At 53.2% G+C, this 21,170-nt stretch carries 18 protein-coding genes; 4 read left to right on the top strand and 14 right to left on the bottom strand.

What is annotated here, in order from left to right; all coding sequences use genetic code 11:
• Nucleotides 1-2: 2 nt before the first annotated feature.
• The 14 genes from murG to leuO all read right to left on the bottom strand — a co-directional run bounded on the left by murG (nt 3) and on the right by leuO (nt 16,447).
• Nucleotides 3-1,070, bottom strand: coding sequence for an undecaprenyldiphospho-muramoylpentapeptide beta-N-acetylglucosaminyltransferase (murG, locus tag BZK41_RS02660; protein ID WP_079937084.1), 1,068 nt, complete (start codon nt 1,068-1,070; stop codon nt 3-5).
• Nucleotides 1,067-2,311: a cell division protein FtsW gene (ftsW, locus tag BZK41_RS02665; RefSeq protein WP_003829529.1), complete on the bottom strand. Its 1,245-nt coding sequence runs from the start codon at nt 2,309-2,311 to the stop codon at nt 1,067-1,069. Before ftsW ends, murG begins: the two co-directional genes overlap by 4 nt.
• Nucleotides 2,311-3,627: a UDP-N-acetylmuramoyl-L-alanine--D-glutamate ligase gene (gene murD, locus BZK41_RS02670; protein WP_032942364.1), complete on the bottom strand. Its 1,317-nt coding sequence runs from the start codon at nt 3,625-3,627 to the stop codon at nt 2,311-2,313. Before murD ends, ftsW begins: the two co-directional genes overlap by 1 nt.
• Before the next feature lie 2 nt (nt 3,628-3,629).
• The gene (mraY, locus tag BZK41_RS02675) at nt 3,630-4,712 is read right to left on the bottom strand and encodes a phospho-N-acetylmuramoyl-pentapeptide-transferase (RefSeq protein ID WP_003018774.1); all 1,083 of its coding nucleotides are present in this window, start codon (nt 4,710-4,712) and stop codon (nt 3,630-3,632) included.
• The gene (murF, locus tag BZK41_RS02680) at nt 4,706-6,064 is read right to left on the bottom strand and encodes a UDP-N-acetylmuramoyl-tripeptide--D-alanyl-D-alanine ligase (RefSeq protein WP_079937085.1); all 1,359 of its coding nucleotides are present in this window, start codon (nt 6,062-6,064) and stop codon (nt 4,706-4,708) included. Before murF ends, mraY begins: the two co-directional genes overlap by 7 nt.
• Nucleotides 6,061-7,548 (bottom strand): UDP-N-acetylmuramoyl-L-alanyl-D-glutamate--2,6-diaminopimelate ligase, encoded by a 1,488-nt coding sequence (gene murE, locus BZK41_RS02685; protein WP_079937086.1) that lies wholly within the window; start codon nt 7,546-7,548, stop codon nt 6,061-6,063. The genes murF and murE overlap by 4 nt, the downstream gene beginning before the upstream one ends.
• Entirely contained in the window at nt 7,535-9,301 is a 1,767-nt protein-coding gene (gene ftsI / locus BZK41_RS02690; protein ID WP_079937087.1) for a peptidoglycan glycosyltransferase FtsI, read from the bottom strand. Before ftsI ends, murE begins: the two co-directional genes overlap by 14 nt.
• A gap of 15 nt (nt 9,302-9,316) precedes the next feature.
• The gene (gene ftsL, locus BZK41_RS02695; protein ID WP_000625651.1) at nt 9,317-9,682 is read right to left on the bottom strand and encodes a cell division protein FtsL; all 366 of its coding nucleotides are present in this window, start codon (nt 9,680-9,682) and stop codon (nt 9,317-9,319) included.
• Nucleotides 9,679-10,620 carry a 16S rRNA (cytosine(1402)-N(4))-methyltransferase RsmH gene (gene rsmH, locus BZK41_RS02700; protein WP_003018789.1) on the bottom strand — a complete coding sequence of 314 codons (942 nt, stop codon included), beginning with the start codon at nt 10,618-10,620 and terminating at the stop codon, nt 9,679-9,681. The genes ftsL and rsmH overlap by 4 nt, the downstream gene beginning before the upstream one ends.
• Nucleotide 10,621: 1 nt before the next feature.
• A complete protein-coding gene (mraZ, locus tag BZK41_RS02705) occupies nt 10,622-11,080 on the bottom strand; it encodes a division/cell wall cluster transcriptional repressor MraZ (protein WP_003018792.1) in 459 nt (152 codons plus the stop codon).
• Between the two features lie 612 nt (nt 11,081-11,692).
• Nucleotides 11,693-12,697 carry a catabolite repressor/activator gene (gene cra / locus BZK41_RS02715; RefSeq protein ID WP_003018794.1) on the bottom strand — a complete coding sequence of 335 codons (1,005 nt, stop codon included), beginning with the start codon at nt 12,695-12,697 and terminating at the stop codon, nt 11,693-11,695.
• Nucleotides 12,698-12,962: 265 nt separating this feature from the next.
• Nucleotides 12,963-13,454: an acetolactate synthase small subunit gene (gene ilvN, locus BZK41_RS02720; protein WP_003829566.1), complete on the bottom strand. Its 492-nt coding sequence runs from the start codon at nt 13,452-13,454 to the stop codon at nt 12,963-12,965.
• A 2-nt stretch (nt 13,455-13,456) separates the two neighbouring features.
• A complete protein-coding gene (gene ilvI, locus BZK41_RS02725) occupies nt 13,457-15,181 on the bottom strand; it encodes an acetolactate synthase 3 large subunit (protein ID WP_079937088.1) in 1,725 nt (574 codons plus the stop codon).
• 318 nt (nt 15,182-15,499) lie between these two features.
• Complete coding sequence (gene leuO, locus BZK41_RS02730; protein ID WP_079937089.1) at nt 15,500-16,447, bottom strand: transcriptional regulator LeuO; 948 nt, start codon at nt 16,445-16,447, stop codon at nt 15,500-15,502.
• A 473-nt stretch (nt 16,448-16,920) separates the two neighbouring features.
• On the opposite strand from leuO, the gene leuL reads away from it, so the two are divergent.
• The 4 genes from leuL to leuC all read left to right on the top strand — a co-directional run bounded on the left by leuL (nt 16,921) and on the right by leuC (nt 21,164).
• Nucleotides 16,921-17,007: a leu operon leader peptide gene (gene leuL, locus BZK41_RS26825; protein WP_048998978.1), complete on the top strand. Its 87-nt coding sequence runs from the start codon at nt 16,921-16,923 to the stop codon at nt 17,005-17,007.
• Nucleotides 17,008-17,098: 91 nt separating this feature from the next.
• Nucleotides 17,099-18,670, top strand: a complete 1,572-nt coding sequence (gene leuA / locus BZK41_RS02735) for a 2-isopropylmalate synthase (protein ID WP_003829569.1) — start codon at nt 17,099-17,101, stop codon at nt 18,668-18,670.
• Complete coding sequence (gene leuB / locus BZK41_RS02740; RefSeq protein WP_079937090.1) at nt 18,670-19,761, top strand: 3-isopropylmalate dehydrogenase; 1,092 nt, start codon at nt 18,670-18,672, stop codon at nt 19,759-19,761. The genes leuA and leuB overlap by 1 nt, the downstream gene beginning before the upstream one ends.
• Nucleotides 19,762-19,763: 2 nt before the next feature.
• Nucleotides 19,764-21,164 (top strand): 3-isopropylmalate dehydratase large subunit, encoded by a 1,401-nt coding sequence (gene leuC, locus BZK41_RS02745; protein WP_079937091.1) that lies wholly within the window; start codon nt 19,764-19,766, stop codon nt 21,162-21,164.
• Nucleotides 21,165-21,170: the final 6 nt, after the last annotated feature.

A 21,170-nucleotide genomic window follows, 5' to 3' on the forward strand; every position in this document is an offset into this window, starting at 1 on the left:
AATTACGCCCGGGCAGCCCGGCTCACTTCATTAGCAACACGCTCTGTGGCATCCGGAATGGAAGCGGCGCGCGCACGTTCTGCCATGGTTAATAAGGTTTCTCGCGACCACCCGGAAAGGGTGTTAGCGACGGCATCCACAGTAAACTGCGGCTGCTCAAGAATTTTGGCTGCGCCCGCTTTCTCCAGCGGCAGCGCATTCCAGTACTGCTGTCGGTCTTTGTGCTGGAAAGGCACAAACAGCGCAGGCAAACCTGCGGCGGCAATTTCGCTTACCGTCAGCGCGCCGGAGCGACAAACGACAACATCCGCCCACGCGTAAGCGGCTGCCATATCATCAATAAACTCAGTGACCTTGTGCTGCGGTTGTCCCGCGTCGGCATATGCCTGTTCAACGGTTTGCTGCGCGCCTTTGCCGCTCTGATGCCAGATAGTCACCGCGTCACCAAGCTTTGCGGCAACCTGCGGCATCGTCTGGTTCAATACGCGAGCGCCCTGAGATCCCCCGACGACCAGCACACGTACCGGGCCTTCACGCCCCGCCAGACGCACTTCGGGCAACGGCAACGCCAGAACATCGGTGCGTACCGGGTTACCCACCACTTCCGCATTCGGGAAAGCGCCAGGAAAAGCCTGCATCACCTTCGTTGCAATCTTCGCCAGCCACTTGTTGGTTAATCCCGCAATGCCGTTCTGCTCATGCAGCACAACCGGAATGCCTAACGACCAGGCCGCCAGACCACCAGGGCCGGACACGTAGCCGCCCATACCCAGCACCACATCAGGCTTGAATTGCTTCATGATGGCGCGCGCCTGACGCCAGGCATTAAAAATACGCACGGGGGCGGCTAGCAGCGCGTTGACACCTTTGCCACGCAAACCGGAGATGCGAATAAAGTCAATTTCAATGCCATGCTTCGGCACTAAGTCCGCTTCCATACGATCGGCGGTGCCCAGCCAACGAACCTGCCAGCCCTGAGCCATTAAATGATGCGCGACCGCCAGCCCCGGGAACACATGCCCGCCGGTACCGCCTGCCATCACCATTAACCGCTTCGGTTGACCACTCATCGTGCACCTCGTGTAAACGCCTGGGCTTTTTCCAGACGCGTTTCATAATCAATACGTAACAAAAACATGATGGCCGTCGACATAATCAACAAACTGGAACCACCATAACTGATCAGCGGTAACGTCAGACCTTTGGTTGGCAGCATACCTGCTGCTGCACCGACGTTTACCAGGGCCTGGAAGCTAAACCAAATCCCGATGGAGCAGGCTAAAAAGCCTGAAAAACGGTGGTCAATTTCCAGCGCTTTGCGGCCAATCGACATCGCGCGAAAAGCGACGAAGAATACCATTAAAAGTGCCAATACCACACCGATATAACCCAGCTCTTCCCCAATGATGGCGAAGATGAAGTCGGTGTGCGCCTCCGGTAAATACTCCAGTTTTTGCACTGAATTACCTAGCCCCTGACCCCAAACCTCACCGCGACCAAAAGCCATCAGCGATTGCGTTAACTGGTAGCCGCTGCCAAACGGATCTTCCCATGGGTTCCAGAAGGAGGTTACGCGGCGAATACGATACGGTTCGGCAAGGATCAGCAGCACTACCGCCGAAATCCCCATGCCGATAATGGCAATGAACTGCCACAGTTTCGCACCAGCGAGAAACAGCATCGCCAGCGTCGTGACAAACAGTACCACTACCGTACCGAGGTCAGGCTGCGCCAGCAGTAAGACAGCCAGCACCAGAATCACACCCATCGGTTTTAAGAAGCCGCGCAGGTTATTACGCACTTCATCGACCTTACGCACCAGGTAGTTCGCGAGATAACAGAACAGCGACAGCTTGGTGAATTCCGCAGGCTGAATACGCAGTGGACCCAGAGCGATCCAGCGCGATGCCCCGTTAACGGAACTCCCCACCACCAGAACGATCAGCAGCATGATGATTGAGGCGATCAGCATCGTCGTGCTGTACTTTTGCCAGAACTCCATCGGCAGACGCAGCGTCACCATCGCCAGACAGAACGCGAGGAAGATATACAGCGCGTCACGTTTAGCGAACAGGAAGGGATCGCCTGCCAGGCGTTGCCCTACTGGCATCGATGCTGATGTCACCATCACAAAACCGATCGCTGCCAGACCAAAAGTCAGCCACAGCAGCATGCGGTCATACATGATCAGACTGTCCGCGTCTTTATCACGCGAAGCCATCACCCAGCCTTTAAGTGCCGCGAAGATCCACGCCAGGACACCCAGTCCCGGTACGCGCGGCATTTTCAGACGAGGGAGTGAGAAACGCATCAACCCAACTCCTTCGCTAAACGGGTAAAGACGTCACCGCGTTGCTCAAAGTTCTTGAACTGGTCAAGGCTGGCGCAGGCTGGTGAAAGCAGCACCATATCACCCGACTTCACACGCGGTGCGAGCAGACGCATTGCCTGCTCCATGGTTTCAGTGTGTTCCGCAACCTCAGGACGCAGAGCGGCAAGCTGTGCGCCATCGCGACCAAAGCAGTACAGACGAATGTTGTCGCCAGTCAGGTAACGTTGCAGCGGCATAAAGTCGGCGGATTTCCCGTCGCCGCCCAGCAGCAGGTGCAACGTACCATCAACGTGCAAACCATTCAGCGCCGCTTCGGTGCTACCGACGTTGGTGGCTTTTGAATCGTTGATCCAACGCACGCCGTTATGATTCAGTACCAACTGGAAACGATGCGCCAGACCGGTAAAGGTAGTCAGCGCTTTCAGGCTGGATGCCCGCGGCAGACCCGCAGCATCCGCCAGCGCCAGCGCAGCCAGAGCGTTGGTATAGTTATGCTGGCCAGTGAGCGTCATCTCTTTCACATTCAGGACTTTTTCGCCCTTCACCCGCAGCCAGGTTTCACCCTGCTGACGATTGAGATGATAGTCACCCATGTTGATGCCAAAGCTCACGCAGCGCTCATCCGCCCCGCGAATCGGCATGGTCAGCGCATCATCGGCATTAACCACACACACTTTCGCATTTTCATAGACGCGCAGTTTGGCCGCACGGTACTGCTGCAAGCCAAACGGATACCTGTCCATATGATCTTCGGTGACGTTCAAAATGGTGGCGGCTACGGCCTGTAAGCTGGAGGTTGTCTCCAGCTGGAAGCTCGACAGCTCCAGAACATACAGCTCACGTTCGTCATCCAGCAGCATCAGCGCGGGCAGGCCGATATTTCCACCAACACCCACGTTCACACCAGCCGCTTTCGCCATTTCACCCACTAACGTGGTGACGGTGCTTTTCCCGTTGGAACCGGTGATCGCAACGATCGGCGCCTGTGCTTCGCGACAGAACAGCTCGATGTCACCGACAATTTCGATCCCTGCATCAGCGGCGGCGCTCAGCGAAGGATGCGCCAGGGCAATACCAGGGCTGGCGACGATGAGATCGGCGGCCAGCAGCCAATCATCATTCAGGCTGCCAACATGACGCTCAACCGCTTCCGGCAATTTATCCAGGCCAGGTGGCGTTGCGCGGGTATCCATCACTCGCGGCGTCACGCCACGCGCCAGAAAGAAATCCACGCAGGACAGCCCGGTCAATCCCAGACCGATAATGACGACTTTTTTACCCTGGTAATCAGCCATGATTAACGTACCTTCAGCGTTGCCAGGCCAATCAGCACCAGCATCAGCGAAATAATCCAGAAGCGCACAATTACGCGCGGTTCCGGCCAGCCTTTCAGTTCATAGTGATGGTGAATCGGCGCCATACGGAAGATGCGCTGTCCGCGCAGCTTAAAGGAGCCAACCTGCAGAATGACCGACAGCGTTTCTACGACAAATACACCGCCCATGATCACCAGCAGGAATTCCTGACGCAGCAGCACGGCAATAATGCCAAGCGCGCCGCCCAGCGCCAGCGAACCGACGTCGCCCATAAAGACCTGCGCAGGATAGGTGTTAAACCACAGGAAGCCTAACCCCGCACCGACAATCGCCGTACAGACGATCACCAGTTCGCCAGCATGGCGTAAATAGGGAATGTGCAGGTAGTTGGCAAAGTTCATGTTACCGGTCGCCCACGCTACCAGCGCAAAACCCGCGGCCACGAACACGGTCGGCATAATCGCCAGACCATCCAGGCCATCGGTAAGGTTTACCGCGTTGCCAGTACCCACAATCACGAAGTACGCCAGCAGCACGTAGAACAGCCCCAACTGCGGCATCACATCTTTAAAGAACGGCACTACCAGCTCGGTAGCCGGGGTGTCTTTACCGGCGAGGTACAGCGCAAAGGCCACGCCCAGCGCAATCACCGACATCCAGAAGTACTTCCAGCGGGCAATCAGTCCCTTGGTATCTTTGCGCACCACTTTGCGGTAGTCATCGACAAAACCGATAATGCCGTAGCCAATCAATACCACCAGCACGCACCATACGTACGGGTTCGACGGATATGCCCACAGCAGTACGGAGATGACAATCGCGGTGAGGATCATGATCCCGCCCATGGTTGGCGTACCGCGTTTACTGAAGTGCGATTCCGGACCGTCGTTACGTACGACCTGTCCAAAGGACATTTTTTGCAAGCGGGCAATCATGCGCGGGCCCATCCACAAAGAGATGAACAGCGCGGTCAGCAGGCTGACGATGGCGCGAAACGTCAGATAGGAAAAGACGTTAAAGCCGGAATAATATTTGACCAAATGTTCGGCCAGCCAAACTAACATGTTCCATTCTCCTGTAATGCGCGTACTACCTCTTCCATGGCGGCACTACGTGAACCCTTCACTAAAATCGTCATGACCTGATGTTCTGCAATCAATGCTTTAAGATGCGCGGCCAGCGCGCTTTTATTCGCAAAATGTTCGCCAACGCCACTGGCGTCGCTAATTGCCTGACTCAGTTTTCCTGTACTCAGTACACGGTCGATGCCTGCTGCTTTCGCAGCAACACCCACCTGTACATGACATGCTTCACTTTCTGCGCCAAGCTCTGCCATATCGCCTACGACCAGTACGCGATAACCCGGCATCTCAGACAGCACCTGCACCGCTGCGGTCATCGAACCGACGTTCGCGTTATAGGAGTCGTCCAGCAGCAGCTGATTTTCTGCGAGTTGAATCGGGAACAGACGTCCCGGTACCGCTTGCAGATCCTTCAAACCCGCTTTGATCGCCTCGTGCGTCGCGCCTACCGCCATAGAAAGCGCCGCCGCCGCAAGGGCGTTAGCGATATTGTGGCGACCCGGTAACGGCAGCAGGACATCAATGCTACCGGTCGGCGTTTGCAGAGAAAATTCTGTACCGTGCGAGGTCACATGAACGTTGGTCGCCGAAAAGTCGCTGTTGGCCGCATTCGGAGAGAAGCGCCAGACTTTGCGATCGCCGATGATGCTCTGCCAGTTCAACCAGTCGTTGTTGTCGGCATTCATAATGGCGATACCGTTCGCTGACAGGCCGGTAAAAATCTCACCTTTTGCCTTCGCAACGCCCGCCAGAGAGCCAAAGCCTTCCAGGTGCGCGGCGGCCAGGTTGTTCACCAGCGCCGCTTCCGGACGCGTCAGGCCGACGGTCCAGGCGATTTCACCCTGATGGTTGGCGCCGAGCTCAATCACGGCATAGTCGTAATCGTTGTTTAAGCGCAGCAGCGTCATCGGTACACCGATGTCGTTATTCAGGTTGCCCGCGGTATATAGCGTGTTACCACACTGGCTCAGAATGGCAGCCGTCATCTCTTTGACGGACGTTTTACCGGATGAACCGGTCAGCGCGACAACGCGCGCCGGAACCTGAGCGCGAACCCACGCCGCCAGTTCACCAAACGCCAGACGCGTATCTTTAACAATCAGCTGCGGCAGGTTGGTGTTCAACGGACGGCTGACCAGCAGCGCACCCGCCCCGCTCTCTTGCGCTTTGTCGGCAAAATCGTGGGCGTCAAAGCGTTCGCCTTTCAGCGCCACAAACAGGCAGCCCGGCGTCACTTTACGCGTATCGGTTGTTACGGCATCAAGGGTCAGATCGGCCCCTTTCAATTCGCCCTGGAGGATCTCCGCCAGTTGGCTGAGCGTTACGCTAATCATGCGATAACCCCCAGCAGACGCGCTGCGGTCACGCGGTCAGAATAGTCGAGACGCTGCGAGCCCACGATCTGGTAATCTTCGTGACCTTTCCCGGCCACCAGCACCACGTCGTTTTCTTTCGCCTGCATAATGGCGTTTGTCACGGCTTCTGCGCGACCTTCCATCACCTTCGCCTGTCCGGCATCCAGCATACCCGCCAGAATGTCGTTAATGATGGCGCGCGGCTCTTCGGTACGCGGGTTGTCATCGGTCACCACGACAACATCTGCAAACTGCTCGGCGATTGCGCCCATCAACGGACGTTTGCCTTTATCGCGATCGCCGCCGCAGCCAAAGACGCACCACAGTTTGCCAGTACAGTGCAGACGTGCCGCTTGCAGCGCTTTTTCCAGCGCATCTGGCGTATGGGCGTAATCAACCACCACGGTAGTTTTACCCGGCGCGCTGAACACTTCCATACGCCCGCAAACCGGTTGCAATTGTGTGGCCGTTTTCAGTAAATCAGCTAACGGATAGCCCAGCGCCAGCAGTGTTGCCAGCGCCAGCAACAGATTGCTGACGTTAAACGCTCCCATCAGGCGGCTTTCAATTTCGCCGTCGCCCCATGAGGAGGTAAAACGAATCGTTGCCCCGCTGTCGTGATACTTCACGTCAACCGCTTTTAACCAACGACCATGACAGTTAGGGTTGATGTGGTCTTCCATCGAAACGGCAACCGCATCAGGGAGTTTCGCCAGCCAGCGACGACCGACTTCATCATCCGCATTGACGATGGCCTGACCGCAATGGTGCGTGGAATACAGCAGCCATTTCGCGGCTTCGTAATGTTCCATGTCGCCGTGGTAGTCGAGATGGTCACGGCTTAAGTTAGTAAATACTGATGCGGCAAACTTCAGCGCCGCCACGCGATGCTGAACCAGGCCGTGTGAAGAGACTTCCATCGCGCCAACCGTTGCGCCCTGCGCAGCCAGACCCGCCAGCACATGCTGGACATCAACGGCTGAGCCGGTAGTATTTTCCGTCGGGATCACTTTGCCCAGCAGGCCATTGCCTACTGTTCCCATCACCGCGCTGGTTTCGCCAAGCAGTTGGCTCCACTGGGCCAGCAATTGGGTGGTGGTGGTTTTACCGTTGGTCCCGGTCACGCCGACCAGACGCATTTTCTCAGAAGGCTCGTGGTAAAAACGGCCCGCCAGTGCAGATAAACGTTCGTTAAGCTGACTGAGATAGATGACCGGAACGCCGTGCATTTCACGAATTTCACCATCAGTAGCTTCATCTTTTGCTTCTGCAATAATGGCAGCCACACCTTGCGCTATCGCCTGCGGGATATACCGACGCCCGTCCGCCTGATGACCTAATACTGCGACAAAGAGATCGCCCGATGCAGCCACACGGCTGTCAAGCGTCATCTCCCGCAGTGTTCGCTCCGGTGCACCCGGCACCCATGGAGCAAGAAGGTCGCGCAAATTACGATCTGCCACCTGTTGCCTCGCCTTGATTATTCACAAATTCATTTTTATCGCCCGTTGTCAGCGCATCCGGCTCGATGTTCATGGTGCGCAGTACGCCGCCCATGATGGCACCAAAGACCGGCGCGGAAACGGCGCCACCGTAGTATTTACCCGCCTGCGGATCGTTGATAACAACAACCAGCGCGAAGCGCGGCTGACTCGCAGGCGCAACGCCTGCGGTATAAGCAATGTATTTGTTGATGTAGCGGCCATCCGGCCCTACTTTCTTCGCTGTACCGGTTTTAATGGCGATGCGATAGCCTTTAATCGCCGCCTTCACACCGCCGCCGCCCGGTAGCGCCACGCTTTCCATCATGTGTACGACGGTACGCACGGTTGATTCCGGGAAGATACGCTCGCCCGGAACAGGAGGGTCAACTTTGGTAATCGACAGTGGGCGATAAACGCCATAGCTGCCGATCGTTGCATAGACTCGCGCTAACTGTAACGGCGTTACCATTAGCCCATAGCCGAAAGAGAAGGTGGCCCTCTCTATGTCAGACCACCGTTGTTTTTGAGGATATAAGCCACTGCGTTCTCCGACCAACCCCAAATTGGTCGCTTTTCCCAGCCCAAAACGTGAGTAAGTATCTACTAACGCTGAGGACGGCATCGCTAACGCCAGCTTGGAAACACCGACGTTACTCGACTTCTGCAAAACCCCGGTGAGGGTTAATTCGCTATAACGCGCCACGTCTTTGATTTCGTGACCATTAATTCGGTAAGGGATAGTGTTGAGGACGGTGTTTTCGCGTACCACGCCACGCTGCAGCGCGGTCATCACCACCATCGGTTTAACGGTAGAACCCGGTTCAAACACGTCGGTAATGGTGCGGTTACGCATCGCGTCTTTTGGCGTACCGGTGAGATTGTTCGGGTTGTAGGACGGACTGTTGGCCATGGCCAGCACTTCACCGGTGTTCACATCCACCAGTACCGCACTGCCTGACTCCGCCTTGTTGAAGGCCACGGCGTTATTCAGTTCACGGTAGACCAGTGCCTGTAAACGCTCATCAATGCTCAACGCGAGGTTATGCGCCGCCTGGCTGTCGGTAGAAGAGATGTCTTCAATAACGCGGCCATAACGGTCTTTACGTACAATACGTTCACCCGGTTGTCCGGTGAGCCACTTGTCGAAGCTCTTCTCAACGCCTTCAATCCCCTGGCTATCGACGTTAGTAAAGCCGATGAGGTGAGCAGTCACTTCTCCGGAAGGATAGTAACGGCGGGATTCTTCGCGCAGGTGGATACCTGGCAGCTTCAGTTTCTTGATGTAATCAGCCATGTCAGGGTTTACCTGACGCGCCAAATAGATAAAGCGCCCTTTCGGGTTGGCGTTAATGCGGGAAGCCAGTTGATCGAGCGGAATATTCAGCGCGGTCGACAACGCTCTCCAGCGTTCGCCAACGCTCACTCCGCCTGCGTCATGCACCTCTTTCGGGTCGGCCCAAATCGCCTTCACCGGTACACTCACCGCCAGCGGACGACCTGAACGGTCGGTAATCATCCCGCGCGATGTGGACACTTCCTGGACGCGCAGAGAACGCATGTCGCCCTGACGCACCAGCATGTCCGGCGCGATGATTTGCAGCCAGGCAACGCGCCCCAGCAGAAAACCGAGTGCCAGCAAAATACAACCGCACAGTAACGCAAAACGCCAACTGATAAAGTTGGCTTGTTCTTCCTGGCGTTTTGGTTTGTGCGTTTTTGCCGCTGCTTTCATGCGTCGCGTTTATCCTTATTTTTGTACTACGATATTTTCTTGTGAGGGATCAACATGCTGCATTTGCAGCTTTTCCGTTGCGATCCGTTCAACACGGCTATGGTCGCCGAGCGCGTTCTCCTCAAGGATCAAGTTGCGCCATTCGATATCCAGCGCATCTCGCTCCAGAACCAGCTGCTCACGCTGCGCGGTCAGTAACCGCGTATGGTGTGCTGTTGTCACGACGGTAACCGCCGTCAAAATAATGCAAATGAACAGGCAGAGTGGCAGCTTCCCAAACCGCAAAAGATCGTCACCGATCACGCCAGGCAAGGCATGGCGCTCGTTGCTTCCTATCGATCCTTTAACTTTGCTGAGGGCTTCTGTCACTCTGCTGATCATGCGTTCGTCCTCTCTGCAATACGCAGAACTGAACTACGGGCACGAGGATTCTCAGCTACCTCTTCTTCACCCGGCATCATCTTGCCTAGTGCTCTTAACTCACGGCCGCCCAGCTTTTTGATCTGCGCTTCGGTCATCGGTATTCCAGCCGGTACCTGAGGACCACGGCTTTGTTCACGCATAAAGCGTTTCACAATGCGGTCTTCAAGCGAATGGAAACTGATGATCGAAAGGCGACCACCTGGAGCCAGCACGCTGAGCGAGCTTTTTAGCGCCTGCTCTATCTCCTCCAGTTCACTGTTCACCCAAATGCGCACCGCCTGGAAGGTACGGGTCGCGGGATGTTTGAATTTGTCCTTCACCGGCATTGCCGCTGCAATCACTTCCGCCAGTTCTTTGGTGCGGGTCATCGGTTCGATGCGGTTGCGCTCCACGATGGCGCGCGCAATGCGTTTGCCGAAGCGCTCTTCGCCAAAGGTTTTAATCACCCAGGCAATGTCTGCTTCATCGGCGGTTTGCAGCCATTCGGCCGCTGACTGACCGCGTGTTGGGTCCATACGCATATCTAACGGACCGTCACGCATAAACGAGAAACCGCGCTCTGCGTCATCGAGCTGCGGTGAAGAAACGCCCAGATCGAGAAGAATCCCGTCGATCTTACCGGTCAGTCCACGCTCGGCAACATAGTCAGCCAGCGCAGAAAAAGGTCCATGTACGATGGAGAAGCGAGGATCGGTAATCGTTTTTGCAACGGCAATAGCCTGCGGATCGCGATCGATTGCCAGTAAACGTCCCTCTTCGCCAAGCTGGGAGAGGATCAAACGTGAGTGACCACCGCGACCAAATGTCCCGTCAATGTAGATGCCGTCTGGACGAATATTCAGGCCGTTTACGGCTTCATCCAGCAACACCGTTGTATGTTTATAATTTTCCGTCATTTTATAGAGACAAATCCTGCAATCGTTCCGACAACGCGCCAGTAACAGACTGCTCAGCGTCGATATCTTCCTTGACCTGTTGATACCAGGTCGTTTCATCCCACAGCTCAAACTTATTGAACTGCCCAACCAGCATCACTTCTTTCGTTAGCCCTGCGTGTTGCCGCAGAATGGGGGCTATCAGTAATCGACCAGCGTTATCCATCTGACATTCGCTGGCATGACCCAACAATAAGCGCTGTACGCGACGCTCAACTGGATTCATGCTCGACAGACGCGATAGCTTCTGCTCGATTATTTCCCATTCAGGCAGGGGGTACAGCAGCAGGCACGGGTGATGGATGTCAATGGTGCAAACCATTTGACCGGTAGCGCTCTCAAGCAGTTGATCCCGATAACGGGTAGGCACGGATAAGCGCCCTTTACTGTCGAGATTAACTAACGTTGCTCCCCGGAACATGCCAGCCTCACCCCCAATTACCACTTTATCCCACAAATTCCCACTTAAAGGAGTTTACGGAGCGGAGGAAAACCTTGTCAAGCAAGTCGCGGCGCTTAGCGGAGCAAAAAACCCATTGTTTACGGCTAATATCAGCGTTGAACAAAATCCGTACAGCAAACGAAGCAAATTAACGTCATGAATATTTGTAAGAAAAAAATCCAACAACTCATCATTGTTTAAAACAACTGAATATCATCCAAAGAACATATAAAGTGTCAGTTTGCGACGCGAGCGGCATTTTAGGACAATATGCAGCGAGTTAACAGTACCAGTTAATCGGTCTGTACGCCGCGCAGGGCCGAGGTAAGTACCAGATGGCCGCAATACGAGAGCAAAGTGTTTGTTAATTCGGCAAATCCACACATGCATGTAACAAAATAATACAAGCGTAACGCGTCGTTACGTATCAATAACCCAAAAATGGATAGTTGCATTTTTAATTCGGGGTATTTCAAGAATGAATTTCAGATAATTCTAAAGAATATTCTTAAATATAATGCGGTTATTTCTGAGAATAGAAAAATGAAGACGTCAGAGGCTTATCCCGCCAACGTCATCAATTGAGGAAACTTAGTTACGGCTGAGAATACCGCGACGGTACAGATTACGCCGTATACGCGTTAAACCTGGTTTTGGTTTACGCGGTTCGTCCAGACTTGCCAGTACAATCTCCAGCACGCGTTCCGCGACATCACGATGGCGCTGTGCCACTGCCAGTACCGGGCACTGCAGGAAGTCGAGCAGTTCGTGATCGCCAAAAGTCGCAATCGCTAAATCAGACGGCAGCTGCCCGTCACGACGCAGGGTCACATCCATCACCCCCTGCAACAGGGCAAACGACGTGGTAAACAACGCCTGAGGCATTGGGTGCGTTTCCAGCCATTTATCAAACAGCTGCGCAGCCGCTTCCCGCTCATAGCTGTTGGCGTACAGGAAATGGACTTCACGCGGATCGTCCTTCCACGCGGTACGAAAACCCTGTTCGCGCAGGAAACTGACGGATAATTCAGGAAGCGCGCCCAGATAGAGGACGGTTTCAGCAGGGAATTTGCGTAACTCTTCCGCCAGCATTTCCGCATCATCCTGATCCGCACCCACAACGCTGGTAAAATGTTCGCGATCCAGTGCACGATCCAGCGCCACAATCGGGAATGAACTGTTTGCCCAGCGTTGGTAGAACGGATGCTCAGGTGGCAAGGAAGTCGACACAATTATAGCATCGACCTGGCGCTGTAGAAGATGCTCAATACAGCGCATTTCGTTATCCGGCTGATCTTCAGAGCAGGCAATTAACAGCTGATACCCACGCTGACGCGCCTGCCGCTCCAGATAGTTTGCGATCCGGGTATAGCTCGTGTTCTCAAGATCCGGGATCACCAGCCCAATAGAACGTGTGCGTCCAGCACGCAGCCCGGCCGCCACGGCATTCGGGTGGTAATTATGCTCGCGCACCACCGCCATGACTTTTTCAACCGTTTTGTCGCTTACGCGATATTGCTTTGCTTTGCCATTAATAACGTAGCTTGCAGTCGTTCGCGAAACGCCGGCCAACCGAGCGATTTCATCCAGTTTCACAATTGCCCCTTGCGTAAAATGTACAAACCATAACCTTTTAGATGGCATGGGTTAAACTTCTTAACATCTAAGCGCAGAATAATGACTGCGGCAACCGCTTTTGTCTCTGGTTACTGCTGATTTCGCAAAAAAAAAGCGCAACAGGTAGCATCAGCGCAAACGGGTACGTTACATGTAGGCCGGATAAGGCGTTTACGCCGCCATCCGGCATGATCTCCGCGATGATGCCTGATGGCGCTGTGCTTATCAGGCCTACAGTCGACTATTAGCGCATAATTTTATCGCCACGGGAGAGTCCCACTACGCCGGAACGGGCAACCTCCACAATTTTGGCGACTTCACGCAGGGTTGCCAGAAACGCATCCAGCTTATCGCTGGTGCCCGCCAGTTGTACGGTGTAGATAGACGGCGTCACGTCGATGATTTGCCCGCGGAAAATCTCCGTGTTGCGTTTCACCTCTTCCCGGCCATAACCACTGGCCTGGATTTTCACCAGCATGATTTCTCGTTCAACGTGAGCGCCCTGCCCCAGTTCGCTGACGCGCAGAACATCCACCAGCTTGTGAAGCTGCTTTTCGATCTGCTCAAGGACTTTCTCATCCCCTACCGTCTGAATCGTCATCCGCGATAAGGTCGGATCGTCGGTCGGCGCGACGGTCAGGCTTTCAATGTTGTATCCACGCTGGGCGAAGAGGCCAATCACCCGCGATAATGCACCCGACTCGTTTTCCAGCAATACTGATAATATCCGGCGCATAATCAGGTTCTCTCCGTTTTGCTTAACCACATTTCATCCATCCCACCCCCACGAATCTGCATCGGGTAGACATGCTCACTGCCATCGACGGTGACATCGACAAACACCAGGCGATGGTTACGCACATGTTCCAGCGCTTCACCCAGCTTGCTCTCAAGTTCATCTGGATGATTAATCTGGATACCGATATGCCCATAAGCCTCAGCAAGGCGCACAAAATCGGGCAGCGACTGCATGTAAGACTGTGAGTGACGCCCGGAGTAGATCATGTCCTGCCACTGTTTGACCATGCCGAGATAACGGTTGTTAAGGTTGAGCACCAGCACCGGCAGTTCATATTGCAGCGCCGTCGACAACTCCTGGATATTCATCTGAATGCTGCCATCCCCGGTGACACACACTACCGTTTCATCCGGCAACGCCATTTTCACCCCTAACGCCGCGGGTAAACCGAATCCCATAGTCCCGAGGCCGCCTGAGTTAATCCAGCGACGCGGTTTATCGAACGGATAGTAAAGTGCGGCAAACATTTGATGCTGGCCAACGTCAGAGGTCACATACGCCTCCCCTTTCGTCAAACGCCAGATAGTTTCAATCACCGCCTGCGGCTTAATGCTTTCACTTTGCGTATCGTATTTAAGACACTGACGGGCGCGCCAGTGCTCAATCTGTTGCCACCAGTCACGGTTATCATCCAGTGGTTGCTGTGATTTCTCTTGCTCCAGCAGTTCGAGCATTTGATCCAGTACCAGGCGGGCATCACCCACAATCGGAATATCCGCAGTAACGGTTTTAGAAATAGAGGTCGGATCGATATCGATATGCAGCACGGTCGCATTCGGACAATATTTTGTCAGGTTATTCGTCGTTCGATCGTCAAAGCGAACGCCGACAGCAAAGATCACATCGGAATGATGCATGGTCATATTCGCTTCGTAGGTACCGTGCATTCCCAACATGCCCAGCGCCTGACGATGCGTGGCTGGAAACGCGCCCAACCCCATTAGCGAGGAGACAACCGGCAGATTCAGCGCTTCAGCAATCTGAGCTAACTGCTCATGACAAGCTGCATTGACCGCACCACCGCCCACATAGACAACAGGTTTCTTCGCCGCGACCAGCGTCTGTAGCGCCCGTTTGATCTGTCCCTTATGTCCCGTCGTCGTCGGATTATACGAGCGCATACTCACCGAGTCCGGCCAGCTATAAGGCAGTTTCTTCGCCGGATTCAGAATATCCTTCGGCAAATCCACCACCACTGGCCCGGGACGACCGCTTGCTGCCAGCCAGAAGGCTTTTTTCAGCACCTGCGGAATATCTTCCGTTTGTTTGACCAGGAAGCTGTGTTTTACCACCGGGCGGGATATACCTACCATGTCGCACTCCTGGAAGGCATCGTAGCCAATCAGCGACGTTGCGACTTGTCCGGAGAGGATCACCAGCGGAATAGAATCCATATAAGCCGTTGCTATGCCTGTGATCGCATTGGTCGCACCCGGTCCGGATGTGACCAATACGACACCCACTTCTCCCGTGGCGCGCGCAAGGCCATCAGCCATATGTACCGCCGCTTGTTCATGGCGGACCAGCACATGATCAATACCGCCGACCGTATGCAGCGCATCATAAATATCGAGGACGGCCCCCCCGGGATAACCGAATACCTGCTTCACACCCTGATCGATGAGCGATCGGACGACCATCTCGGCTCCAGACAACATCTCCATGGCTTGCCTCACTCTTATAATGAATTACGGTTTAACAACACATTAACCGCTGACGATGACGCATGGCAATTGACTCCGAAGGGGTGACACTGGAGTAAATAAGAATAAAAAGGAGGAAAGACGCGAATAAACGGAGAATTAAACCAGCATAAGCAATCAGTATGATAAATAATCGCTTAAAAATGGGAACTTACAGCAATTACTCTATTTTTTGACACTTTTGGACAGACGTAAAAAATAGAGTTCAGCATAAAATTTCAGTTATAAAGTTAAAAGCAGAATAAACAGGATGCACCGTCCGGTTTACTCTGCCAAATGCTACTGCTTACAAACGGAGACTAACAGCTCTTCCATCCATTGATGTCCTTTATCCCGGCCTGCGGCTTCATGCCATGAAAGATAGCATGTGCGGCTGTTCAATTTTAACGGTAAAGGCAGGATCTGTAGTTCTAAAGAATCGGCAAATTCTTCTACTAACCAACGTGGCGCAATAGAGACCAAATGCGTTTGCGACACAATATTAAGAACGCTAATTAATGCCATGCCCTGATAAGCCACGCAGGATTGTTTATCCGGTGTGTCATACCACGGTTGGCTGAATGATGCGAAGCGATCAAGTGACACCACCGCATGCTGTTCATTATAGACATCGTTTTCCAGTAAAGGACCACTAATGCGTGGATGCTTTTTACTTGCCACTAACACCATTTCGTCATTAAATAACGGAATACTGGTAAATTCAGGACGTCGGAACTCTTCATAGCTAATAACGAATTCAGTTTCCTGGTAACGCAATTGATGCTCTGTATTTTGATTGAGTGAAGATTTAAATACGACATGAATGTTTGGTGCAACTTGCTCAACTCGATTATAAATCAACGACGTCAGAATATTATCCAATGGGCTGCATACGCAAAGATTGAATACGCGCTCGCTGCTGGCTGGTTCAAAACCCGATCCAGGCAGTTCATTTTGCACTAATTGCAATGCCTGGCGAACAGAACCAAATAGCTGGAAGGCTCTTGCTGTCGGCTGGATACCACGTCCATAACGAACAAAAAGCTCATCATTAAACATCACTTTCAGGCGCGCGACCGCATTACTGACAGCGGGTTGCGACATCCCCAGAGTATGTGCGGCACGGGTGATGTTTTGTTCTTGCATCACCGCATCAAAGACGGTTAATAAATTAAGATCAACCATGCGAAGCTGTGGCTTTCCCATATCTATAATATTTGTTTTATCTATTATTTTTACTTCTGGCATATTTAACTCCACTGTCACTCTAAACTCCCTTTTCCCAGACGGAGTGAAGAAATAATCTCCGTTAATATGATTTACCATACATATAAGATGAGAAAAAGAAAAAACATTAAAATTAGGAAAACATAAAAAGTTAAAATTAATTTATCAATTATGTGGTGTCACACCACCTATAGCCATTCATGATTACTATAAAAACAGACAAATCATAAAGATATGAAATCTCAGGAGTGAATTTTTCTTTAGTTCGCCGTTACAATAAATGCAAATAATTATGCTCAAATATGTCAAACCATGAAAAATATGTACAACCATCTACTGATTAATTTTATGTACCCCGAAAAATTCAGCACAATTCGCTTAAGTTTTGCAGAAACTTTCCCCCTCTGGCGAGGCATTTGCAGGGGTGAGGGTTGACATCAGTCTTCATATCCAGTACCACTAAAAGCATATCGCATTCGCCTGGAGCTTAATTGATGACTTACATTGCTCGTTTTAACGGTCTACTACTACTAAACGCATCTTCATTGCGCGGTAGACTGGTGGACGACATTCAGCATTAAGTCAGCTCCAGTTAAGACAAAAAACCCGCGCCGTTGCGCGGGTTTTTTTATGCTCGAAGCAAGGCGCCCTAAGAAACCAAGGACCTAAACCATGAGCCAGCAAGTCATTATTTTCGATACCACCTTACGCGATGGTGAACAGGCGTTACAGGCAAGCCTGAGTGTGAAAGAAAAACTGCAGATTGCGCTGGCCCTTGAGCGTATGGGCGTTGACGTGATGGAAGTGGGTTTCCCCGTTTCTTCACCGGGTGACTTTGAGTCAGTTCAGACCATCGCTCGTCAGGTTAAAAACAGCCGCGTTTGTGCCTTAGCCCGCTGCGTAGAGAAAGATATCGACGTTGCCGCAGAATCTCTGAAAGTTGCTGAGGCTTTCCGTATTCATACGTTTATCGCCACCTCGCCGATGCACATCGCGACGAAATTACGCAGTACGTTGGATGAGGTCATTGAGCGCGCGGTCTACATGGTTAAGCGTGCGCGTAATTATACCGATGACGTGGAGTTCTCCTGCGAAGATGCAGGCCGTACCCCTATCGCCGATTTGGCTCGCGTGGTTGAAGCTGCCATTAACGCGGGTGCCAAAACCATTAACATCCCCGATACCGTCGGCTACACCATGCCTTTCGAATTTGGGGCAATCATTTCTGGCCTGTATGAACGCGTACCAAATATCGATAAAGCCATCATCTCCGTACACACCCATGATGATTTAGGTTTGGGCGTAGGCAACGCACTGGCGGCCGTTCACGCCGGAGCGCGTCAGGTGGAAGGCGCGATGAACGGTATCGGCGAACGCGCCGGTAACTGCTCACTGGAAGAAGTAATCATGGCGATCAAGGTGCGTAAAGATATCCTGAATGTACAGACCCGCATCAATCACCAGGAGATCTGGCGCACCAGTCAGTTAGTCAGCCAAATCTGCAACATGCCAATTCCGGCAAACAAAGCCATTGTCGGTAGCGGCGCCTTTGCCCACTCTTCCGGCATCCATCAGGACGGCGTACTGAAAAATCGTGAAAACTACGAAATCATGACGCCAGAATCCATCGGCCTGAACCAGGTACAGCTGAACCTGACCTCCCGTTCCGGTCGCGCCGCAGTGAAACACCGTATGGACGAGATGGGATATAAAGAAAATGAATACAGTCTGGACAATCTGTACGACGCATTCCTGAAACTGGCAGACAAAAAAGGTCAGGTATTTGATTACGACCTGGAAGCGCTGGCCTTCATTAATAAACAGCAGGAAGAGCCAGAGCATTTCCGTCTGGATTACTTCAGCGTGCAGTCCGGCTCAAACGACATCGCCACCGCCTCCGTCAAGCTGGCCTGCGGTGAAGAAGTCAAAGCCGAAGCGGCGAACGGTAACGGTCCGGTCGATGCCATTTATCAGGCCATCAACCGTGTAACTGAGTACAACATCGAACTGGTGAAATACAGCCTGACCGCCAAAGGGCACGGTAAAGATGCGCTGGGTCAGGTGGATATCGTTGCCAACTATAACGGTCGTCGTTTCCACGGCGTCGGTCTGGCGACAGATATCGTCGAATCTTCTGCTAAAGCAATGGTGCATGTGCTGAACAACATCTGGCGCGCCGAAGAAGTCGAAAAAGAATTGCAACGCAAAGCTCAGAACAACGAGAACAACAAGGAAACCGTGTGATGTCGAAGAATTATCATATTGCTGTTTTGCCGGGTGACGGTATTGGCCCGGAAGTGATGGCGCAAGCCCTGAAGGTACTGGACGCAATCCGCAACCGTTTTAACATGCGCATTACCACCAGCCACTACGACGTGGGTGGTGCCGCTATCGATAACCACGCTCAGCCGCTGCCACCTGCAACGGTTGAAGGCTGTGAACAAGCTGACGCCATTCTGTTTGGCTCCGTTGGCGGTCCGAAATGGGAAAACCTGCCGCCAAACCAGCAGCCAGAGCGTGGCGCGCTGCTGCCATTGCGTAAGCACTTCAAATTATTCAGCAATCTGCGCCCTGCTAAGCTCTACCAGGGGCTGGAAGCATTTTGCCCTCTGCGGGCAGATATCGCCGCGAACGGTTTCGACATCCTGTGCGTACGCGAACTGACTGGCGGGATTTACTTCGGTCAACCAAAAGGACGCGAAGGCAGCGGACAACATGAAAAAGCCTTTGATACCGAGGTTTATCACCGTTTCGAGATTGAACGTATTGCGCGTATCGCGTTTGAATCCGCTCGCAAACGTCGCCGTAAAGTCACGTCTATTGATAAAGCTAACGTACTGCAAACGTCTATTCTGTGGCGCGAAATCGTCAATGAAATTGCTAATGAATATCCAGACGTTGAACTGGCGCATATGTACATCGACAACGCGACAATGCAATTAATTAAAGATCCATCCCAGTTCGACGTGTTGCTGTGCTCTAACCTGTTTGGTGACATTCTGTCTGATGAGTGCGCCATGATCACCGGTTCAATGGGCATGTTACCGTCCGCCAGCCTGAATGAGCAGGGCTTCGGTTTGTACGAACCTGCTGGCGGCTCCGCTCCGGACATCGCCGGGAAAAACATTGCCAACCCTATCGCCCAGATCCTGTCGCTGGCACTGCTGCTGCGCTACAGCCTGGATGCCAATGATGCGGCAACCGCAATTGAGAGCGCCATCAACCGCGCATTAGAAGAAGGCATTCGCACCGGTGACTTAGCCCGTGGCGCTGCCGCAGTCAGTACCGATGAAATGGGCGACATCATTGCCCGTTACGTCGCAGAAGGGGTGTAATTATGGCCAAAACGTTGTACGAAAAATTGTTTGATGCGCACGTCGTCTTTGAGGCGCAAAACGAAACCCCACTGTTGTACATCGACAGACATCTGGTGCATGAAGTGACCTCTCCGCAGGCGTTTGATGGTCTGCGCGCGCATGGCCGTCAGGTGCGCCAGCCGGGTAAAACCTTTGCCACCATGGATCACAACGTATCTACCCAGACCAAAGATATCAACGCGTCAGGTGAGATGGCGCGCATCCAGATGCAGGAGCTGATTAAGAACTGTAACGAATTTGGCGTCGAGCTCTACGATCTGAACCACCCGTATCAGGGTATCGTTCACGTGATGGGACCAGAACAAGGCGTGACGTTGCCAGGTATGACCATCGTCTGCGGCGATTCCCACACCGCTACACACGGCGCGTTCGGCGCGCTGGCGTTTGGCATTGGCACCTCTGAAGTTGAACACGTTCTGGCGACGCAGACCCTGAAACAGGGGCGCGCCAAAACCATGAAGATTGAAGTCAACGGTAAAGCAGCCCCTGGCATTACCGCCAAAGATATCGTGCTGGCGATTATCGGTAAAACCGGTAGCGCAGGCGGTACCGGACACGTGGTTGAGTTTTGTGGCGAAGCCATCCGTGCATTGAGCATGGAAGGCCGGATGACCCTGTGCAACATGGCCATTGAAATGGGTGCCAAAGCGGGTCTGGTCGCACCGGATGAAACGACCTTTAACTATGTGCAGGGTCGTTTACACGCACCGAAGGGCGAGGATTTTGCCAACGCGGTTGCGTACTGGAAAACGCTGAAAACCGACGACAACGCAACGTTTGATACCGTCGTTACCCTGCAGGCAGAAGAGATTGCGCCGCAGGTCACCTGGGGAACGAATCCAGGTCAGGTCATCTCGGTGAACGATAATATTCCCGACCCGGCGTCATTTGCCGATCCCGTTGAGCGCGCATCGGCTGAAAAAGCGCTGGCGTATATGGGGCTGAAACCGGGTATTCCGTTAACGGAAGTGGCTATCGATAAAGTGTTCATCGGTTCCTGCACCAACTCGCGTATTGAAGATTTACGCGCCGCGGCAGAAATCGCCAAAGGGCGCAAAGTTGCGCCGGGCGTGCAGGCACTGGTGGTGCCGGGTTCTGGTCCGGTGAAAGCGCAGGCGGAAGCAGAAGGTCTGGACAAGATCTTTATCGAAGCCGGTTTTGAATGGCGTTTACCGGGCTGTTCCATGTGCCTGGCCATGAACAATGACCGCCTGAATCCTGGCGAACGCTGCGCATCCACCAGTAACCGTAACTTTGAAGGTCGTCAGGGCCGCGGTGGTCGCACGCATTTAGTCAGCCCGGCCATGGCCGCCGCTGCCGCCGTTACCGGTCATTTTGCCGACATTCGCAGCATCAAATAAGGAAAC

Origin of the sequence: Citrobacter sp. A316, assembly GCF_002042945.1 — a bacterium.
In the GTDB taxonomy this organism is placed as follows: Bacteria; Pseudomonadota; Gammaproteobacteria; order Enterobacterales; family Enterobacteriaceae; genus Citrobacter; species Citrobacter portucalensis.

Coding starts and splice junctions, on each gene's coding strand:
- murG (WP_079937084.1), bottom strand. CDS start 1,070: ATGAGTGGTCAACCGAAGCGGTTAATGGTGATGGCAGGCGGTACCGGC.
- ftsW (WP_003829529.1), bottom strand. CDS start 2,311: ATGCGTTTCTCACTCCCTCGTCTGAAAATGCCGCGCGTACCGGGACTG.
- murD (WP_032942364.1), bottom strand. CDS start 3,627: ATGGCTGATTACCAGGGTAAAAAAGTCGTCATTATCGGTCTGGGATTG.
- mraY (WP_003018774.1), bottom strand. CDS start 4,712: ATGTTAGTTTGGCTGGCCGAACATTTGGTCAAATATTATTCCGGCTTT.
- murF (WP_079937085.1), bottom strand. CDS start 6,064: ATGATTAGCGTAACGCTCAGCCAACTGGCGGAGATCCTCCAGGGCGAA.
- ftsI (WP_079937087.1), bottom strand. CDS start 9,301: ATGAAAGCAGCGGCAAAAACGCACAAACCAAAACGCCAGGAAGAACAA.
- ftsL (WP_000625651.1), bottom strand. CDS start 9,682: ATGATCAGCAGAGTGACAGAAGCCCTCAGCAAAGTTAAAGGATCGATA.
- rsmH (WP_003018789.1), bottom strand. CDS start 10,620: ATGACGGAAAATTATAAACATACAACGGTGTTGCTGGATGAAGCCGTA.
- mraZ (WP_003018792.1), bottom strand. CDS start 11,080: ATGTTCCGGGGAGCAACGTTAGTTAATCTCGACAGTAAAGGGCGCTTA.
- ilvN (WP_003829566.1), bottom strand. CDS start 13,454: ATGCGCCGGATATTATCAGTATTGCTGGAAAACGAGTCGGGTGCATTA.
- ilvI (WP_079937088.1), bottom strand. CDS start 15,181: ATGGAGATGTTGTCTGGAGCCGAGATGGTCGTCCGATCGCTCATCGAT.
- leuO (WP_079937089.1), bottom strand. CDS start 16,447: ATGCCAGAAGTAAAAATAATAGATAAAACAAATATTATAGATATGGGA.
- leuL (WP_048998978.1), top strand. CDS start 16,921: ATGACTTACATTGCTCGTTTTAACGGTCTACTACTACTAAACGCATCT.
- leuA (WP_003829569.1), top strand. CDS start 17,099: ATGAGCCAGCAAGTCATTATTTTCGATACCACCTTACGCGATGGTGAA.
- leuB (WP_079937090.1), top strand. CDS start 18,670: ATGTCGAAGAATTATCATATTGCTGTTTTGCCGGGTGACGGTATTGGC.
- leuC (WP_079937091.1), top strand. CDS start 19,764: ATGGCCAAAACGTTGTACGAAAAATTGTTTGATGCGCACGTCGTCTTT.